18 protein-coding genes are annotated in these 16,901 nt (G+C 64.3%); 14 read left to right on the top strand and 4 right to left on the bottom strand.

Going from position 1 to position 16,901, the window contains the following annotated elements; genetic code table 11:
• Positions 1-66: 66 nt before the first annotated feature.
• Positions 67-891 carry a sulfite exporter TauE/SafE family protein gene (locus ACOOE1_RS17890; RefSeq protein WP_420403564.1) on the bottom strand — a complete coding sequence of 275 codons (825 nt, stop codon included), beginning with the start codon at positions 889-891 and terminating at the stop codon, positions 67-69.
• Positions 892-1,125: 234 nt separating this feature from the next.
• On the opposite strand from ACOOE1_RS17890, the gene ACOOE1_RS17895 reads away from it, so the two are divergent.
• From ACOOE1_RS17895 to ACOOE1_RS17910, 4 genes are all read left to right on the top strand, one after another.
• The gene (locus ACOOE1_RS17895; protein WP_420403565.1) at positions 1,126-2,337 is read left to right on the top strand and encodes a M20/M25/M40 family metallo-hydrolase; all 1,212 of its coding nucleotides are present in this window, start codon (positions 1,126-1,128) and stop codon (positions 2,335-2,337) included.
• A gap of 208 nt (positions 2,338-2,545) precedes the next feature.
• Positions 2,546-3,037 (top strand): ATP-dependent zinc protease, encoded by a 492-nt coding sequence (locus ACOOE1_RS17900; protein ID WP_420403566.1) that lies wholly within the window; start codon positions 2,546-2,548, stop codon positions 3,035-3,037.
• A complete protein-coding gene (gene rimK / locus ACOOE1_RS17905) occupies positions 3,034-3,966 on the top strand; it encodes a 30S ribosomal protein S6--L-glutamate ligase (protein WP_420403567.1) in 933 nt (310 codons plus the stop codon). The genes ACOOE1_RS17900 and rimK overlap by 4 nt, the downstream gene beginning before the upstream one ends.
• A complete protein-coding gene (locus tag ACOOE1_RS17910) occupies positions 3,959-4,996 on the top strand; it encodes a succinylglutamate desuccinylase/aspartoacylase family protein (protein ID WP_420403568.1) in 1,038 nt (345 codons plus the stop codon). The genes rimK and ACOOE1_RS17910 overlap by 8 nt, the downstream gene beginning before the upstream one ends.
• A gap of 10 nt (positions 4,997-5,006) precedes the next feature.
• On the opposite strand, the gene ACOOE1_RS17915 is transcribed toward ACOOE1_RS17910, so the two are convergent.
• Both ACOOE1_RS17915 and ACOOE1_RS17920 read right to left on the bottom strand, forming a co-directional pair.
• Positions 5,007-5,597: a GNAT family N-acetyltransferase gene (locus tag ACOOE1_RS17915; RefSeq protein WP_420403569.1), complete on the bottom strand. Its 591-nt coding sequence runs from the start codon at positions 5,595-5,597 to the stop codon at positions 5,007-5,009.
• A gap of 46 nt (positions 5,598-5,643) precedes the next feature.
• Positions 5,644-7,044 carry a PLP-dependent aminotransferase family protein gene (locus ACOOE1_RS17920; protein WP_420403570.1) on the bottom strand — a complete coding sequence of 467 codons (1,401 nt, stop codon included), beginning with the start codon at positions 7,042-7,044 and terminating at the stop codon, positions 5,644-5,646.
• 197 nt (positions 7,045-7,241) lie between these two features.
• Between ACOOE1_RS17920 and ACOOE1_RS17925 the strand changes: the two genes are divergently transcribed.
• The 5 genes from ACOOE1_RS17925 to cas2 all read left to right on the top strand — a co-directional run bounded on the left by ACOOE1_RS17925 (position 7,242) and on the right by cas2 (position 10,790).
• A complete protein-coding gene (locus ACOOE1_RS17925) occupies positions 7,242-8,231 on the top strand; it encodes a threonine dehydratase (RefSeq protein ID WP_420403571.1) in 990 nt (329 codons plus the stop codon).
• The gene (locus ACOOE1_RS17930) at positions 8,228-8,932 is read left to right on the top strand and encodes an alanyl-tRNA editing protein (RefSeq protein WP_420403572.1); all 705 of its coding nucleotides are present in this window, start codon (positions 8,228-8,230) and stop codon (positions 8,930-8,932) included. Before ACOOE1_RS17925 ends, ACOOE1_RS17930 begins: the two co-directional genes overlap by 4 nt.
• A gap of 26 nt (positions 8,933-8,958) precedes the next feature.
• Positions 8,959-9,765, top strand: coding sequence for a PhzF family phenazine biosynthesis protein (locus ACOOE1_RS17935; RefSeq protein ID WP_420403573.1), 807 nt, complete (start codon positions 8,959-8,961; stop codon positions 9,763-9,765).
• Positions 9,766-9,859: 94 nt separating this feature from the next.
• Positions 9,860-10,261 (top strand): hypothetical protein, encoded by a 402-nt coding sequence (locus ACOOE1_RS17940; RefSeq protein ID WP_420403574.1) that lies wholly within the window; start codon positions 9,860-9,862, stop codon positions 10,259-10,261.
• 250 nt (positions 10,262-10,511) lie between these two features.
• The gene (gene cas2, locus ACOOE1_RS17945; RefSeq protein WP_420403575.1) at positions 10,512-10,790 is read left to right on the top strand and encodes a CRISPR-associated endonuclease Cas2; all 279 of its coding nucleotides are present in this window, start codon (positions 10,512-10,514) and stop codon (positions 10,788-10,790) included.
• Positions 10,791-10,905: 115 nt separating this feature from the next.
• Here cas2 and ACOOE1_RS17950 read toward each other — a convergent pair whose 3' ends face one another.
• Complete coding sequence (locus tag ACOOE1_RS17950) at positions 10,906-11,871, bottom strand: IS1595 family transposase (RefSeq protein WP_420403576.1); 966 nt, start codon at positions 11,869-11,871, stop codon at positions 10,906-10,908.
• A 103-nt stretch (positions 11,872-11,974) separates the two neighbouring features.
• Here ACOOE1_RS17950 and ACOOE1_RS17955 point away from each other — a divergent pair, with 103 nt between their 5' ends.
• The 5 genes from ACOOE1_RS17955 to ACOOE1_RS17975 all read left to right on the top strand — a co-directional run bounded on the left by ACOOE1_RS17955 (position 11,975) and on the right by ACOOE1_RS17975 (position 16,893).
• Positions 11,975-12,205, top strand: coding sequence for a DUF6471 domain-containing protein (locus ACOOE1_RS17955; RefSeq protein WP_420403577.1), 231 nt, complete (start codon positions 11,975-11,977; stop codon positions 12,203-12,205).
• Entirely contained in the window at positions 12,157-13,065 is a 909-nt protein-coding gene (locus ACOOE1_RS17960) for a hypothetical protein (protein ID WP_420403578.1), read from the top strand. The genes ACOOE1_RS17955 and ACOOE1_RS17960 overlap by 49 nt, the downstream gene beginning before the upstream one ends.
• 159 nt (positions 13,066-13,224) lie before the next feature.
• Entirely contained in the window at positions 13,225-14,340 is a 1,116-nt protein-coding gene (locus ACOOE1_RS17965) for a bifunctional transcriptional activator/DNA repair enzyme AdaA (RefSeq protein WP_420403579.1), read from the top strand.
• Positions 14,294-15,061 (top strand): isocitrate lyase/PEP mutase family protein, encoded by a 768-nt coding sequence (locus ACOOE1_RS17970; RefSeq protein WP_420403580.1) that lies wholly within the window; start codon positions 14,294-14,296, stop codon positions 15,059-15,061. Before ACOOE1_RS17965 ends, ACOOE1_RS17970 begins: the two co-directional genes overlap by 47 nt.
• Positions 15,062-15,267: 206 nt before the next feature.
• On the top strand, positions 15,268-16,893 hold the full coding sequence (locus ACOOE1_RS17975; RefSeq protein ID WP_420403581.1) for an acyl-CoA synthetase: 1,626 nt from the start codon (positions 15,268-15,270) through the stop codon (positions 16,891-16,893).
• Positions 16,894-16,901 lie beyond the last annotated feature (8 nt).

Below are 16,901 nucleotides of genomic sequence, written 5' to 3' on the forward strand. Positions count from 1 at the left end.
TGCGTGCTGCCAGCATAGATTGTTACGCCCGCCTCCGCACCTCCCGGTTTGGCATGCCGGCGGACCTCAGAGCGTCGTCGCCAGCATCCGGGCCGATGTCGCGAGCAGGAACAGGGCGAAGCAGACCTTCAGCACGCGGGGGCTGAGGCGGTGGGCGAGGGCGGCGCCGAGCGGCGCGAAGATCGCCGAGACCGGCATCAGGATGGCCGCGCCGAGCACGTTGACGAAGCCGAAACTCAGTTGCGGCAGGGCCTCGAGCTGCCAGCCGGCCGCGACATAGCCGATGAAGCCGGGCGTCGAGACGATCACGCCGAGCGCCGCGGAGGTGCCGACAGCCCGGTGCACCCGGGTGCCGAGCGCGGTGAAGAGGGGGACGAAGAAGGTGCCGCCGCCGATCCCCATGAGCGCCGAAACCGTGCCGATCAGTCCGGCGAGGCCGCCCGCGCCGAGGCGGCCCGGCATGCGGTCCTTTTCCGTCGGCCGTGCGCCGGAGAAGAACATGTAGGCCGAGACGGCGAGTGCGCCGGCGACGAAGACATAGATCAGGATCTCGCTCTTCGAGCGTCCGGCGATGACCACGCCGAGGACGCAGCCGAGAAAGGCCCACGGCGCCCAGGCCTTCAGGATGGCGAAATCGACCGCTCCCTTGCGAAAATGCCCGAGCGAGGAGAACAGCGAGGTCGGGATCATCGCCGCGAAGGAGGTGCCGACCGTGAGGTGCATGATGATCTCTGGCGAGACGTCGAGATAGGTGAAGACCGAGAACAGCACCGGGACGACGACGATGCCGCCGCCGACCCCGAGCAGGCCGGACAGCAGCCCGCCGCCGGCGCCGGCCAGCACCATGCCGGCGAGAAGCGGCCAGTTCGCGAGCAGCAGGTCAACGTTCATCGGGCAGGTCCAGTCCGTTTGCGGGTGCGGGAAGAAGGGCGGTCATGGAAAGTTCGCCGCGGGTCGCATCCCTGTTTCCGGAACCTTCTTCGCCGGCCGTTCGCAACGGCACCATGTCATGTCCTTTCGGTCCTGTCAGGAGAGACAGCATTGCGCCGGGCTCAGCTTCAAATCAGTTCCGGCACTGGATAAGCTCGGCCCGATATCTCCCATCCTGACCGTTCAAGGCAACCCATGACCAACGATACCGGCGTCATCCGCGCCCATTCCCGCTTCGAGAAGGCCGCCGAGGCGCTGCGCGCCGGCCATGACCGATTCGTCGAGGAACTGATCACCCTGACCGAGATCCCCTCTCCGCCCTTCAAGGAGGAGAAGCGGGCCGCGGCCTACGAGGAGATGTTCCGCGCCCTCGGCCTGGAGGAGGTGCAGCGCGACGGCATCGGCAATGTCACCGGGCTCCGGCGCGGCCGCGGCAACGGACCGATCGTGGTCGCCGCCTCGCATCTCGACACGGTCTTTCCGGAGGGCACCGACGTGACGGTGCGGCGCGAGGACACCAAGCTCTTCGCCCCCGGCGTCGGCGACGACACCAAGGGGCTCGCCACCCTGCTCGCCTTCATCCGCGCGCTCGATGCGGCCGGGATCGAGACCGAGCAGGACATCCTGTTCGTCGGCGACGTGGGCGAGGAGGGCAAGGGCGACCTCCGCGGCATCCGCTACCTCTTCACCGAGAATCCCTACCGCGAGCGCATCGCCTCCTTCTTCACCTTCGACGGCATCGACACGCAGGATCTGGTGACCGCCGGGGTCGGCTCCTACCGCTACCGGGTCGCCTTCAGGGGGCCGGGCGGGCACAGCCTCGGCGCCTTCGGCACGGTCAACCCGGCCTACGCCCTCGGCCAGTTTCTCGTCGGCATGTCGAGGATCGAGGTGCCGGGCGATCCGCGCAGCTCCTACTGCGCCAGCACCTTCCAGGGCGGCACCTCCGTCAACGCCATTCCGGAGGAGGTCTGGACCGAGATCGACCTGCGCTCGGAATCCGCCGAGGTGCTGGACCGGGTCGACGGCGAGGTCAAGGCGCTGATCGAGGCGGCGGTGAAGGCCGAGAACGCGCGCGGCGACACGTCGAACGGCGAGATCACGGTCGAACTGACCCGGATCGGCAACCGGCCGGCCGGCACCACGCCGCACAACTCCACCATCGTCGAGGCCAGCGTCGCCGCGATCAGGGCCTACGGCTTCGAGCCCGAGTTCTCCGCCTCCTCGACAGACGCCAACATTCCGATGTCGCTCGGCGTGCCCGCGGTCAAGTTCGGCCATGGCGGTGCCGGCGGCCGGGCGCATTCGCTGGAGGAATGGGTCGATGTGGAGCCGGAACTGAGCCTTCGCGGCCAGTGCGCCGGCCTGCTTGCGCTGGTCGCGACGGCGGGGTTTGTGGAGAAATGACCCTTCAGCCGCGCGATCCGGAGTAACGGTTGATCGGTTCGCCGTCCTGTTTCATCGTGGAGCCATGGTAAACCCCGGCGCGCTTCTCGCGTACGAACGACCGCGCCGCTGTGACAGTTGATGGTGTTTCCGCCCGGTGCCGCGTACAACGACGCGGCCGGGACGGTCTGGCGGTCTTGTCCGGAAAGGCGAACGGTTCCGACAGCATATGAGCCGGCACGAGAGAAAAACCAGGCCGGTCATCGGCTGGCGCGAATGGATATGCCTCGGCGAGTTCGGCATCGACCGGATCAAGACCAAGATCGATACCGGCGCGCGGACCTCGGCGCTGCATGCCTTCGATATCCGTCCGTTTTCCGATCACGGAACGCCGCATGTCGCGTTCGTGGTGCATCCGCGTCAGCGTCACCGTCTGCCGGCGGTCGACTGCATCGCTGAAGTCTGTGACCAGCGCGAGGTGACCAGTTCCAACGGTCACCGGGAGATGCGCTTCATCATCCGGACGGATGCGACGCTGGGCGGGTTCACCTGGCCGATCGAAATCAGTCTTGCGGACCGCGACCCGCTCGGCTTCCGGATGCTGCTCGGCCGGCACGCCGTCCGCGAGCATTTCTTCATCGACCCGGGCAGTTCGTTTGTGGCCGGGCGGCGGCAGGCAACCGTTTCAACCAGGGTCAGGAAAGAAAGGGCGATCAAATGAAAATTGGCCTCCTTTGCAGAAACCCGGACCTCTATTCGCACAGGCGTATCGTGGAGGCTGCGGAGGCGCGGGGCCACGAGATCGACATCATCGATCATCTGCGCTGTTATATCGATATCGCGGCGAACGATCCCGAAGTGCATTACAGGGGCGAGTCCCTGACGGGCTACGACGCGATCATCCCGCGTATCGGTGCGTCGGTGACGTTCTTCGGCACGGCCGTGCTCAGGCAGTTCGAGATGATGGACGTCTATCCGCTGAACGAGTCTGTCGCGATCTCGCGCTCCCGGGACAAGCTGCGCAGCATGCAGTTGCTGTCGCGCGAAGGCGTCGGGCTGCCGGTCACCGTGTTCGCGCACCGCACCTCGCATGCCGATGAAGTGATCCGGCTTGCCGGCGGAACGCCTGTCATCATCAAGCTTCTGGAAGGCACGCAGGGCATCGGTGTGGTGCTGGCCGAAACGGACAAGTCGGCGGAAAGCATCATCCAGGCATTCGGCGGCGTGAAGACGGATGTTCTGGTTCAGCAATTCGTCGAGGAAGCCAAGGGCGAGGATATCCGCTGCCTGGTTGTCGGAGAAAAGGTCGTCGCCTCGATGATCCGCCGCGGCAAGGAGGGCGACTTCCGCTCGAACCTGCATCGTGGCGGCTCCGCCGAGGCGGTCAGGATCAGTCGGGAGGAACGGGCGACTGCGCTCAAGGCCGCCAATGCCATGGGGCTCAATGTCTGCGGCGTCGACATGCTGCGCTCGGATAACGGGCCGGTGGTCATGGAGGTCAACTCCTCGCCGGGCCTCGAGGGGGTGGAGAAGGCGACCAATGTCGATGTCGCCGGCAAGATCATCGAATTCATCGAGAAGAACGCCCGAGTGGGCCGGACGCAGACAAAGGGCGGCAAGAGCCGCAGAAGGGCCAGAAGACGTGCGTAAATCTTTTGCGATCGGCGGGGACAAGGTTCCTCCCGGAACCCGCCGCATCGTCGAAATCCCGATCAGCCTGCTCAGCAACCACACTCCGATCAGTTTGCCCGTGCAGGTCATCCACGGCCGCCGGGACGGGCCCAAGGTGTTCGTCAGTGCCGCCGTGCACGGGGACGAGATCATCGGTGTCGAGATCATCCGGCGGCTCTCGCGCAGCGCGGCATTGAGGGGGCTTTCGGGGACCCTGGTGCTGATCCCGATCGTCAACGCGTTCGGCTTCATCAGCCACAGCCGCTACCTTCCGGACCGCCGCGATCTCAACCGCAGCTTTCCGGGAAGCCAGACCGGTTCCCTGGCGAGCCAGCTCGCCTACCGGTTCCTCAACGACGTGGTGTCGCTCTGCGATTTCGGGATCGACCTGCACTCCGCCGCGGCTCACAGGGTGAACCTGCCGCAGATCCGCATCAGTGCGGATGATACGACGGCGCTTGAACTTGCCCGCGCCTTCGAACCGCCGGTGATCGTGCAGGCCGAACTGCGCGACGGCTCGCTGCGGGCCGCCGCCGCGGAGAGCGGTGTGCCGCTCCTGCTCTACGAGGCCGGAGAGGCGCTCCGGCTGGACGAGTTCTCGGCCAGGGTCGGCGTGAAGGGCATCCTCAAGGTCCTGAAACATCTCGGCATGATCCGGCACCGCAGTCTCAGGCTGGGAAACGTCGAGCCTCCGCTGGTGCGGAAGATGGCCTGGGTGCGGGCGCCCGAGGGCGGGATCTTCCGCACCCTGCGTGTCGCCGGGGACATTGTCCGCAAGGGAGAGTCCCTCGGCTATATCTCGGACCCTTTCGGCGAGAAGGAACTGGATCTGAAAAGCCCCTATTCCGGGCTTGTCGTGGGCCGCAGCAACCTGCCGGCGGTCAATCAGGGCGATGCGCTCTACAACATCGCCCAGATGCCCCGCAAATCCTCCATCGAGGGCGCGATGGAAGCGATCGAGGAAGAGTTCGAAAACGATCCTTTGCTCGACGAGGACGAGATTCTCTGAGCGGAGGAGCTTATCCGGCCCGCGGCCCCAGCTTCCCCTCCAGCATCAGTTTCACGTCCGGCCATTCCTTGTCGAGGATGGAGAAGTAGACCGAGTCCCGGAGGGTCCCGTCGGTGTGGATCATGTGCTGGCGGAGCGTGCCCTCGTAGATCGCGCCGATGCGCTTCAGGGCGTTCTGGGACTGCTCGTTCTTGTGATGCGTCTTGAACTCGACGCGGATGCAGCCGAGCGTCTCGAAGGCGTGTTTCAGCATCAGGTACTTGGCCTCGGTATTGAGCGGCGTGCGCTGGAAGCGCGGGTTGAGCCAGGTGCTGCCGATCTCGACCCGCTTGTTCTTCAGGTCGATGGTCATGTAGCGGGTCGAGCCGGCGACCTCGCCGCTCGCGACATCCACCGTTGCGAAGGGACAGTCCACGCCCTTTTCCTGGTTCTCCAGCGCGAGCCGGACATAGGCGGCGACTGCCTCCGGGTCGGTGCCCGGCCAGGTCCATTTCCAGATCGCCGGGTCCTCGGCGGCCTTCTGCAGGGCGGGGATATGGGTCTCGCTCAGGGGCTCGAGGCGGACATGGGTGCCGGAGAGGGTGACGGGTTCGACCTTCATTCTCGTGGGTTCCTTGGTATGCGGTTCGCGACGCGCGGGTTGTAACTCAGACGATCGAGGCGGCCTGCTGCGGCGCGCCGGCGAGGGTGTCGGCGACGAGCGTCAGGCCGTGACGGACCGTCTTCAGGTCCTTCGGGTTGCCGAGCGAGAGCCTGAGCCGGTTGCGGCCCGCGCCGGGGGCGGTGGCGAAGACCTGGCCGGAGGAGACGGCAACGCCCTGTTCTCCGAGCACCGCGACCGCGTCCCGGTCGGTCCAGGGGGCGGGGACCGTGAGCCAGAGATGCATGCTGGTCGTGTGCTGGGCAAACTCGAGGCCGTGCAGGATCTCGGCGGCCGCCTGCTGGCGCCGGCGCATCTCCTCGGCCTTCTCCCGGGCGAGCCGCTGCGCGACGCCGCGATCGACCCAGAGAGCGAAGATTTCAGCCATCGCCGGCGCGGCCATCCAGGTCGAGGCGCGCATCGCGCGCTCGAGGCGCGGTACCATGGCGCGGGGCGCGCTGACGCCGCCGATGCGCAGGCCCGGCGCGAGTTGCTTCGCCGCCGAGGTGATGAAGATCGACTGGTCCGGCAGCAGGTTGGAGAGCGGCTCCGGCGCGTCCTCGACTAGGAAGCGGTAGATGTCGTCCTCGACCAGGATCAGGTTGTAGCGCGCGGCGATCTCCGCGACCTGCTCGCGGCGCCGGCCGCTCATCACCGTGTTGGTCGGGTTCTGCAGCGTCGGCATGAAATAGAGCGCGCGGGGCGCGAAGCTGCGGCAGGCCTCTTCCAGCGAGTCCGGGATCAGGCCTTCGGCGTCGAGCTCGACCGGCTGCACCTTGAGGCCGAGCATTTCGGCGAGGGGAACGATGCCGGGATAGGTCAGCTTCTCGACGAGGATTGTATCGCCGGCCTGCACCAGCGCGGAGAAGGCGGCGAGCATGCCGTTCTGCCCACCGGTGGTGACAATCGCCCGGTCGGCGTCGGTCTCCACCCCGAGGCTCACCATCCAGTCCGCCGCTGCCTGCCGGTGCCGCGGGGCGCCGCCATGGGGCGCGTAGGCGAGCAGGTTCATCAGGTCGCGGCCGTCGGCGATCTCGTGCAGCGCCGCGGAGAAGGCCGCGCGCTCGGAGGTGCCGAGCGGCGGATAGTTCAGACCGAAATCGATCCCGCCGCGGTTCGCCCCGACCGGGATCTCGCCCATGTCGCGGCCGATCCGGCGACGCACGAAGGTGCCGCGCCCGACCTCGCCGTCGATCAGGCCGCGTCGCGTGGCCTCGGCATAGGCGCGCGAGACGGTGCCGACGGTGACACCGAGTTGGTAGGCGAGCTCGCGGTGGGTCGGCAGCTGCGTGCCCGGTGCCAGCCGGCCGGTCGCGATGTCCTCCGCCATGGCGCGGGCGATGGCGAGATATTTGGGTCCGGGGATCCCCGACAGGTTGGGGAGCCATTCGAGCGCGGGGCGGTGCATCTTTGTCTCTGTGACAATGTTCCGATTGAATATCGATTGATTCGATATTACTCGGTTAATGGAAGGGTTCAATTGCAAGATTGTATCGATTTTGTGCCCTTCGAATGATGACAATGTGGTCGTGTCATGGATGGATCGCGACCGATGGCTTTGCCATGATGCGGTGGCTCAGACCGTGACATCGAAAGGATAGACCCGTGGCAATCTCCTTTACCCGCCAGCAGCTCGAAGACGCGGCGGACCTCGTTCATGGCGTTGTCCCGCCGACGCCGCAACATCACTGGCCGCTGCTCTCCGCCCGTGCCGGGGCCGAGATCCGGGTCAAGCACGAGAACCACACCCCGCTCGGCGCCTTCAAGGTGCGCGGCGGGCTGGTCTATATGGACAATCTGAAGCGCCGGCTGCCGGACTGTCCGGGAGTGATCACCGCGACCCGCGGCAATCACGGCCAGAGCGTCGCCTTCGCGGCCTCGCGCGCGGGACTGCGGCCCGTCGTCGTGGTGCCGAAGGGCAATTCCGTGGAAAAGAATGCGGCGATGCGCGCCCTCGGTGCCGAGTTGATCGAGCATGGCGAGGATTTCCAGGACGCGTTCGAACACGCGGTCGCGCTCAGCGAGACGGAAGGGCTGCACCTGCTGCCGAGCTATCACGAGGATCTGATCCGCGGCGTTGCGAGCTACGGGCTCGAGTTGCTGACCGAGTGCCCTGACCTGGACCGGATCTATGTCCCGATCGGACTCGGCTCCGGCATATCCGGCGTGATCTCGGCACGCGACGCGCTGGGGCTGAAGACCGAGGTGATCGGCGTCGTGTCGGAGAACGCGCCCGCCTATGCGCTCTCCTTCGCACAGAAGACGCCGGTCTCGACCAACAGCGCGGACACTTTCGCCGACGGCGTCGCCTGCCGGGTGCCGGTCCCGGCGGCGGTCGAGCTGATCTGCAAGGGTGCGGAGCGCATCGTTACGGTCTCCGAGGCGGAGATCCGTGCGGCCATGCGGCACTATTACACCGACACCCACAATATCGCCGAGGGTGCCGGTGCGGTGCCGCTCGCGGGCTGCCTGAAGGAGGCGGCCGCGAACAGGGGGAAAAAGATCGGTGTCATCTTGAGTGGTGGCAATGTCGACCGGGCGGTCTATCAAGAGGTCCTGATGGAAGCAGACAAGCTCAAGGAGGCCGCACAGTGACCGAAGAACTCTTCCGCGAAGACGCCTATCTCAAATCCTGCACCGCAAAGGTGCTGGCCGCCGGTCCCGAGGGCGTGGTGCTCGACCGCACCGTCTTCTACCCGACCGGCGGCGGCCAGCCGGGCGATGCCGGCATCATGAAGACCGCTGCGGGCGAAGCTGTCATCGCCGACACGGTGAAGGGCGAGGGCGGCATCCTGCACGTTCTGGAAGACAGCGCGGCATTGCCGGGCGTCGGAGACGAGGTCGAGGTCAGCCTGGACTGGGACCGTCGCTACAGGCACATGCGCACCCATACCGCACTGCATATCCTCTGCGCCGTCGTCGATGGCGGTGTCACCGGCGGGCAGATCGGCGCGCTCAAGGGCCGGCTCGATTTCAACATTCCGGGCGAGCGGCCCGAGAAGGACGCCCTGACCGCGCAGCTGAACGAAGTGATAGCGGGCGACCATCCTGTCTCGATTTCCTGGATCACCGACGACGAGCTTCAGGCCAATCCCGATCTCGTCCGTACCATGTCGGTGAAGCCGCCGATGGGCAGCGGCAAGGTGCGCATGATCCGCATCGGCGAGGATGTCGATTTCCAGCCCTGCGGCGGGACGCATGTGCGCTCCACGGCTGAAATCGGGACCGTCCGGGTCGGCAAGATCGAGAACAAGGGCAAGCAGAACCGGCGGATCAACATCACGCTGGTTGAGTAACAATCGTCACCAAGAGGAAGAAGGACATGCGGGTTCCGATTTATCAGATCGACGCCTTTACGGACAAAGTCTTCGCCGGCAATCCGGCGGCGATCTGTCCGCTCTATTCGTGGCTGAGCGACCTCACCATGCAGTCGATCGCAGCCGAGAACAACCTGGCGGAAACCGCGTTCTTCGTTCCGGACGAGAGCGGCGAGGCGGATTTCCATCTGCGCTGGTTCACACCAGCGGTGGAGGTCGATCTCTGCGGCCACGCGACCCTGGCCAGTGCTGCGCTGATCTTCGACGACCTGATGCCGGACCGGGCGGAAATCAGTTTCCGGACCCGGAGCGGCGTCCTGAAGGTACGGCGCGATGGCGACCACTACGTCATGAATTTTCCGAGCTACCCGCCGGCCCCGCGGGAGGTGCCGGAAGGACTCGTTGAGGCGCTTGGGGCAAAGCCTGCCGCGCTGTTCGACGCGCCGCAGGAGCCGGAGCGTGACCGGCTGATGGCAGTCTACGAGAACGAGGACCAGGTGCGCGCGCTCAGCCCTGATTTCGGGGCTCTGAAGAAGCTGCCGACGGTCTCCGTCATGGCGACGGCGCCGGGCCGGCAGGTCGATTTCGTCAGCCGCTATTTCGCGCCGAATCACGGCATCGACGAGGATCCGGTGACCGGCTCGAACCACTGCCTGCTGATCCCCTACTGGGCGGAAAGGCTCGGCAAGACGGAGCTGCTCGGGCGGCAGGTCTCGGCCCGCGGCGGCGATCTGAAATGCAGCCTCAAGGGCGACCGCGTCGAGATGGCGGGCAAGGCCGCGCGCTATCTCTCGGGGCATATCGAGATCTAGTTTACGTCGTCATCCCGGCTCTCCGGCGGAATTAGGTATCAAATGCACCTAGACGATTACTCCGTTATCACGGCCAGTCCGCTATCCTCTCGGCATGGACCGCACCGTATCTGGCCTCATACGTAAACGCGCTGAGCTATCAGGCGAACGTGAGACCGCTAAAGAACGTATTTCCGTACTCGACCAGCAGATCCAGGCGCTGGACGTCGTTCTCACCATGCTCGGTTACGATCACGGGAAGCACCCCATCCGACCGATCTACAAACGCCAGCGCGGCTACTTCAAAGCCAACGAACTCAACCGGCTCATCCTACAAGCCCTCAGATCAGGACCGCTGGACGTAACCGGCGTTGTCTCCTTCATCCTCGATAAGAAGGCGATCTCCGAAGAGAACTCGTTCGTCAAAGAGGATATCCGTAAGCGGGTGAAGAGAGCGCTTAAGCGGATGGAAATGGCTGAAAGAGTCTGCGAATCCAATGGCGTGTGGCGAGCATAGGCCCACCAGATGTTGTGGCCATCACTGGCCTCGCCCCAAATGGTTGCGTTTTACGCAATTTTCTTAGAAAATGTTCGGTGGTCACGAAAAAGCCGGAGGGTGGTGCCTCCGGCTTAATCTTGATGATGGCAAGCGAGGATGCGCCGCCATCTGGATCGTTCACACCGCCCATTATACATGGGTCGGGATTCACCGCAAAGCGCATCCTCTTTCATCGCGGAGCAGACTCCGCAGAATGAGGACTACGACCATGACTGACTTCCTTGTTAGCTACGATCTCCGGAACGAGTCCGGATCTCAGGACTACAAGCCGCTTTGGGATGAACTGAAACGGCTAAATGCTCATCGAGTGCAAGAATCCGTTTGGCTGGTGAATCTCAACAACACAGCCAAAGAGGTTACCGAGCATTTCAAGGCATACATGGATGGTGATGACCGCATCTTGGTTTGCGAGTTCACCCGAAAACACTACTTCTTCAACGCGATGAGCGGGACGAATAACTGGCTGACAGCTAATCAGCCTGCTTAGTTTCCCCGCGCAACAAAGAGGGACGGGCTCCGTGGGGGAGCCCGTCCACCTTAAACTGAATGCCGAGCAACCGCGCGGCCTGCGATAGTATCCAAATACGCATCGTCTATCCTCCTCAGTTCGCAGCACTCCGCTGCCAATACCCCTTCCACTGCCGCGACACCGGATGCGCCATCGCAGCGGCGACCATCGCCGTGAACAGAGTGCCGTTCGGCTGGCGGCGGTTGTCTTCGCGCCATGCCATCTCACCGGCATACTGATGCAGGTACTTCCCGCTGATCCGGTGATGCTGGCCTAGCTCGGCACGGCGCAGGCGGGAGAAGTAGCTTTCCGCCTGATTGGTGCAGGCGCCGTCATCCAGAAACGCTACCGAGTGGTTTACCCGGCGCGCGTCGTAGTAACCGTGCAGCGCATCCCAAGACGACGCCTCGTCGGCGTGGATCACAGAACCCGGCTCGACGCGCTCGCGAATGGTGTTCAGTGAAGCGGCCTCGGTCGGGAACACGAACGGCAGGGTGCGTCCGCCACGCTCACGCATGACAACCACGACCTTGCGCTTGCCGGACTGGTTCACCTTGAAGCGGCGATCCTTGCGATCCTCTTTCCGGTTCTCCGGGCGGACGTGACCGCCGAAATAGGCGCCGTCCACTTCAACAGTCCCTTTCAGCGTGGCGTCTGCCTGTTCCGCTGCCAGAGCCTCACGGATCTTGTGAGCCAGCACGTAAGCCGTCTTGTACTGCACGTCCAAGTCACGACCGAGCTGCAGCGCAGACATGCCCTTGGCAGCGTTCGCAAAGAGCGCCATCGCCAGCAGGATATCGCGCACCGGCAGTTTCCGAGACGCGAAGATCGTTCCCGACGTGATGCTGAACTGATGCGAGCAACCCTGGCACTTGAAGATCTTGCGCGCCTTGTACTCGTACACCGCGTAGCAGCCGCAGCGGGGGCAGACCGGATCACCGTCCGTATCGGCCCAACGGATGGCACGGAACAAATCCCGCGCCTCGTCTTCCGTCATCCGCGCGACTTGAACCACGGACAATGTCCGGGCTTTCGCGGAAAGAAGGAAGTGTTGGGCCATAACGTACTATCTCCGATGCCTATGCATCGTATATGGTACGTTGATGTATCCCTTACAAGGGCATATATACTACTTTCGATACATTTTTTATCGGGGACAGTACATGCCTGAAAAAACTGACTGGGAAGCCCGCGCGGCCAACCTCCTGAAAGCCGAGCTAAAGCGCCGTGGTGTTACCTATTCCCAACTCACGGACAGGCTCCAGGACATGGGAGTCCCGGAGAAGGAAGCGAACATCCGCAATAAACTATCGCGTGGAAAATTCTCCGCTGTATTCTTCCTTCAATGTCTATCCGCTATTGGTTGTTCGCAGTTGCACTTGGGGGATGCCTGATCGGCTCAGCAGTTGCCGAACCAGAGCAGAGTCTACCGGAACAACAACGGCCCCCACTCCAAAAAGCAGAAGAACCCGACAGTAACGACGCAGAACCACAAAACGGCCAAGCCGAGCAAACCAAGGACACGGGCGTTGCTGGCGTGAATGTTTTTCCCGCCCAAATGACCGGCGACCCCGAACGGGGGGATGCCAAGGCAAAACCAGCCAATCAGCCCGATGATTCCAGCTACCTGTTCTGGGGAGAGGGGCTTGCTCAATGGGGCATGGCCATAACCGGACTTCTCGCCTTCGCCGTATCGATCTACGCCGTCTGCCTCCTTAAGGGCACCCTGATAGTCACCCAGAGAACCCTTAAGGCTGCCGCCAAGGCCAACGCCATCACGGGCAGGGCTGTGCGCGAAGCCGCTAAATCGGCTGAACGCGAACTCCGCGCTTATATCCACATCAAGTCCGCCAACATATGCAATACGCTCAGCAAAGACACCCTGCCCTTTGTGCAGATCGTCTGGCGGAACTTTGGACAAACGCCGGGCCGAAGATTGATCCACTTTTCCATCATTCGATTTGCCGAACCAGACTTCAGCGACTTCCGGATGATTGATTATAGCTGGGCGACGATGGGCGACATGGCCCCGGGTCACGACGAACCCAGCGTCGTCCCGCTCGCAATCTGGCACAAACACAAAGACAGAATCGCGAAGGGTGAGATCGCGGTCTTTGTCTTCGGACAATTGACCTACGTTGATGCCTTCGGCGCACCCAGAGAAACCAATTACCGGCTCAAAATGCTTGTGGATAGTCGCGGCATTCGCGACGGACGGCTCATCCAATGCAATGACGGGAACACAAGCACATAAAACCGCCGCCGCCAGCGCAGCCCACCTACTCATCAAATGTGGTTAGGTGCATTTGATACCTAATCCCGCTCTCCGGCCGGGATGACGACTCTTGAGAGAGTCGATATCCCCGCCCGAAAATCGGCGCACGGGTTTCGGGCGATCTGTTAGGCGTTGGTCATGCTGTACGACACCTTCAACCATGACACTCTCTACGACGCGCTCGTCCGCCGCGACCCGGTTTTCGAGGGCCGGGCCTATGTTGCCGTGACCTCGACCGGTATCTTCTGTCGGTTGACCTGTCCGGCGCGCAAGCCGAAGTCCGAGAACTGCCGCTTCTTCGCCACCGTGGGCGAGTGCGTCGAGGCCGGCTTCCGACCCTGCAAGCGCTGCCGGCCGCTGGAAAAGGCGGCAGAAGGCGATCCCGTCGTCACAAAGCTCATGGTGGCCTTCGAGGCGGAGCCGGAGCGGCGCTGGACCGAAGGCGACATCGTCGCTCTCGGGTTCGATCCCTCGACCGTGCGCCGTTCGTTCAAGCGCCAGTTCGGTATGACCTTTCTCGAGATGGCGCGACTCAGCCGGCTGCGCGACGGGTTCGTGACCCTCTCCGGCGGCGGGCGGGTGATCGACGCCCAGCTCGATGCCGGCTTCGACTCGCCGAGCGGTTTCCGCGCCGCCTTCGCCCGGCTGCTCGGCCAGTCGCCGCAAAGTTTCACCGGCGGTGAGCTCCTGAAGGCGGATTGGATCGACAGCCCGATCGGTGCGCTGGTCGCCGTCAGCGACCGGACGCACCTGCACCTGCTCGAATTCGTCGACCGCAGAGCGCTGCCGCGCGAGCTGAAGAGGCTGCGCGAAGCGGCGCCCGGCGGGATCGGCATCGGACGGTTGCCGCCGACGGAGCAGATCGCAGCGGAACTCGCGACCTATTTCGCGGGCGAGGGCGCGTGCTTCGAGACGCCGCTCGCCTATCACGGCTCGCCTTTCACACGAGAGGTCTGGGTCGAGCTGCGGCGCATTCCGCCAGGAGAGACGCGGAGCTACGGCGACCTTGCGAAGGCCATCGGGCGCCCGAGCGCGACCCGTGCCGTGGCGCGGGCCAACGGGGCGAATCAGATCGCCATTGCCATTCCCTGCCACCGGGTGATCGGCGCCGATGGTGCGCTCACCGGCTATGGCGGCGGACTCTGGCGCAAGCGCAAGCTGATCGAACTCGAACAGAGCTATGCAAACAGGGAAAGCGAGAAACACCATGTCGCAGGCAACCAGAGCCCGGACCTTCTCGGAGCTGCATCGTAAGGGCGATCCGGTCCTCCTCTTCAACATCTGGGATGCGGGCAGCGCCCGGGCGGTTGCCGAAGCGGGCGCGAAGGCTGTCGCCACAGGCAGCTGGTCGGTCGCCGGCGCACACGGCTACGGCGACGGCGAGGCCATCCCGCTGGAACTTCTGGAGACCGTCTCGGAACGCATTGCGGCGAGCGTCGATCTACCGCTCAGCGTCGATTTCGAAGGCGCCTATGCGGCGGATCCGGAGGGCGTGACGGCCAATGTCGCGAGGATCGTCGAGGCCGGTGCCGTGGGGATTAATTTCGAGGATCAGGTGGTCGGCGGCGAGGGCCTCTATTCCGTCGCCGAACAGGCGGCGCGGATCGAAGCCGCACGGGCGGCGGGCGAGGCTGCCGGGATTTCCCTGTTCGTCAATGCCCGCACCGACCTGTTCCTCAAGGATCGCGAACCGGCGAACCACCCGGCCCTGATGGAGGAGGCGATCGAACGCGCGCGCGCCTATGCGGCGGCGGGCGCGAGCGGCATTTTCATGCCGGGACTGAAAACGCCGGAGCTGATCCGGCAGGCGGTCGAGGCCGTCGCGCTGCCGCTCAACATCCTGATCATGCCGGGTGTGCCCGAGCCGAAGGAACTCGCCACCCTCGGCGTCGCCCGCGTCAGCTACGGCCCCGGCCCCTGGCGCGAGATGACGGCCTGGGTGACCGAGCGCGCGGGAAAGGTGTACGGCGGCTGACCGTCCCCGCCGCGGTGAAGACAGGAGGAGAGATTGCGGCGCTACCCGAGATAGCTCCTGATCGCGTGCATGAAGACGCCGTTCCCACCGTTGCACTGCAATCGCTCGATTTCCCGCCCGCACGGATTGCAGCCATGATGCAGGGGCGCTAGCCTCGACGAAACGCAGTCGCTCCGTCGGCGAGAGAAATCGAGAGGAAACAGGGAATGAGCGGAAATCCGTTCGAGGAGAATCTGGATCGGAACGCGGCGAACTACGTGCCCATGTCGCCGATCTCCTTCCTGGCCCGGACCGCCGCCGTCTTCCCGACGCGCGCCTCGGTGATCGACGGCGCCCGCCGCTTCACCTGGGCCGAAACCAGGGAGCGCTGCCACCGCTTCGCCTCCGCGCTCTCGAAACGCGGAATCGGAAAGGGCAGCACCGTCGCCGTGATGGCGCCGAACATCACCGCCGCTTTCGAGGCCAGCCTCGCGGTGCCGATGACAGGCGGTGTGCTCAACGCGATGAACATTCGCCTTGATGCCCCGACCATCGGGTTCATTCTCGAGCATGGCGAGGCGGACGTGCTGGTGACCGACACCGAGTTTGCTTCCGTGATCCGCGCGGCGCTGAAAGAGGTGAAGCGCAAGATCCTCGTCATCGACATCGCCGACCCGGCGGCGCCAGACGGCGAGCGGCTCGGCGAGATGGAATACGAGGAGTTCCTCGCGACCGGGGATCCGGATTTCGAAGCAATCCCGCCGCAGGACGAGTGGGAGGCCATCGCGCTCAATTACACCTCCGGAACCACAGGCAACCCGAAAGGCGTGGTCTATCACCATCGCGGCGCCTATCTGAACGCGCTCGGCAACGCGCTGGTCTGGGGCATGGCGCATCACCCGGTCTATCTCTGGACCCTGCCGATGTTCCACTGCAACGGCTGGTGCTTTCCGTGGACCATCACCATGCTGGCCGGAACCCATGTCTGCCTCCGCAGGGTGGTGGCGAAGGACATCAATGACGCCATTGCCGACCACGGTGTCACCCATCTCTGCGGCGCGCCGATCGTCATGTCGATGTTGCTGAACGCGCCGGAAGGCGAGAAGCGGAGCTGGGAGCACCAGGTGCAGATGATGACCGCCGCCTCCGCGCCGCCGGCCTCGGTGATCGAGGGCATGGAGGCGATGGGCATCAAGGTGACCCATGTCTACGGCCTGACCGAAGTCTACGGGCCCGCGGTGGTCTGCGAATGGCACGAGGAATGGAACGGACTGCCGATCGACGAGCAGGCCCGGCTCAAGTCACGCCAGGGCGTGCGTTACCCGGTGCAGGAAGGCCTGATGGTGGCCGATGCCGATACCCTGGAGCCTGTGCCGATGGATGGCGAGACCATGGGCGAGGTCTTCATGCGGGGCAATATCGTCATGAAGGGCTATCTGAAGAACGAGAAGGCGACCGACGAGGCCTTCCGCGGCGGCTGGTTCCATACCGGCGATCTCGGGGTCTGCCACGAGGACGGCTATATCGAGCTGAAGGATCGCTCGAAGGACATCATCATCTCCGGCGGCGAGAACATCTCGACCATCGAGGTCGAGGGCATCTTGTATCGCCATCCTGCCGTGATGGATGCGGCGGTGGTGGCGCGGCCGGACGAGAAATGGGGCGAGACGCCCTGCGCCTTCGTCACCTTGAAGGCCGGCACCAAGGTCACGGAAGCCGAACTGATCGCCTTCTGCCGCGAGCGCATGGCGCACTACAAGGCGCCGAAAACCGTGGTGTTCGGCGAACTGCCGAAGACTTCGACCGGCAAGATCCAGAAATTCGTGCTGCGGGACCAGGCCAAGGCGCTCTAGCCGCGCCC

Source organism: Nisaea sp., from assembly GCF_965216895.1.
Taxonomy (GTDB): domain Bacteria; phylum Pseudomonadota; class Alphaproteobacteria; order Thalassobaculales; family Thalassobaculaceae; genus Nisaea.

Excerpts from the sequence above, each read along its gene's own strand:
- ACOOE1_RS17890 (WP_420403564.1), bottom strand. The coding sequence starts at position 891 with ATGAACGTTGACCTGCTGCTCGCGAACTGGCCGCTTCTCGCCGGCATG.
- ACOOE1_RS17895 (WP_420403565.1), top strand. The coding sequence starts at position 1,126 with ATGACCAACGATACCGGCGTCATCCGCGCCCATTCCCGCTTCGAGAAG.
- ACOOE1_RS17900 (WP_420403566.1), top strand. The coding sequence starts at position 2,546 with ATGAGCCGGCACGAGAGAAAAACCAGGCCGGTCATCGGCTGGCGCGAA.
- rimK (WP_420403567.1), top strand. The coding sequence starts at position 3,034 with ATGAAAATTGGCCTCCTTTGCAGAAACCCGGACCTCTATTCGCACAGG.
- ACOOE1_RS17915 (WP_420403569.1), bottom strand. The coding sequence starts at position 5,597 with ATGAAGGTCGAACCCGTCACCCTCTCCGGCACCCATGTCCGCCTCGAG.
- ACOOE1_RS17920 (WP_420403570.1), bottom strand. The coding sequence starts at position 7,044 with ATGCACCGCCCCGCGCTCGAATGGCTCCCCAACCTGTCGGGGATCCCC.
- ACOOE1_RS17935 (WP_420403573.1), top strand. The coding sequence starts at position 8,959 with ATGCGGGTTCCGATTTATCAGATCGACGCCTTTACGGACAAAGTCTTC.
- ACOOE1_RS17940 (WP_420403574.1), top strand. The coding sequence starts at position 9,860 with ATGGACCGCACCGTATCTGGCCTCATACGTAAACGCGCTGAGCTATCA.
- cas2 (WP_420403575.1), top strand. The coding sequence starts at position 10,512 with ATGACTGACTTCCTTGTTAGCTACGATCTCCGGAACGAGTCCGGATCT.
- ACOOE1_RS17950 (WP_420403576.1), bottom strand. The coding sequence starts at position 11,871 with ATGGCCCAACACTTCCTTCTTTCCGCGAAAGCCCGGACATTGTCCGTG.
- ACOOE1_RS17955 (WP_420403577.1), top strand. The coding sequence starts at position 11,975 with ATGCCTGAAAAAACTGACTGGGAAGCCCGCGCGGCCAACCTCCTGAAA.
- ACOOE1_RS17960 (WP_420403578.1), top strand. The coding sequence starts at position 12,157 with ATGTCTATCCGCTATTGGTTGTTCGCAGTTGCACTTGGGGGATGCCTG.
- ACOOE1_RS17965 (WP_420403579.1), top strand. The coding sequence starts at position 13,225 with ATGCTGTACGACACCTTCAACCATGACACTCTCTACGACGCGCTCGTC.
- ACOOE1_RS17970 (WP_420403580.1), top strand. The coding sequence starts at position 14,294 with ATGTCGCAGGCAACCAGAGCCCGGACCTTCTCGGAGCTGCATCGTAAG.
- ACOOE1_RS17975 (WP_420403581.1), top strand. The coding sequence starts at position 15,268 with ATGAGCGGAAATCCGTTCGAGGAGAATCTGGATCGGAACGCGGCGAAC.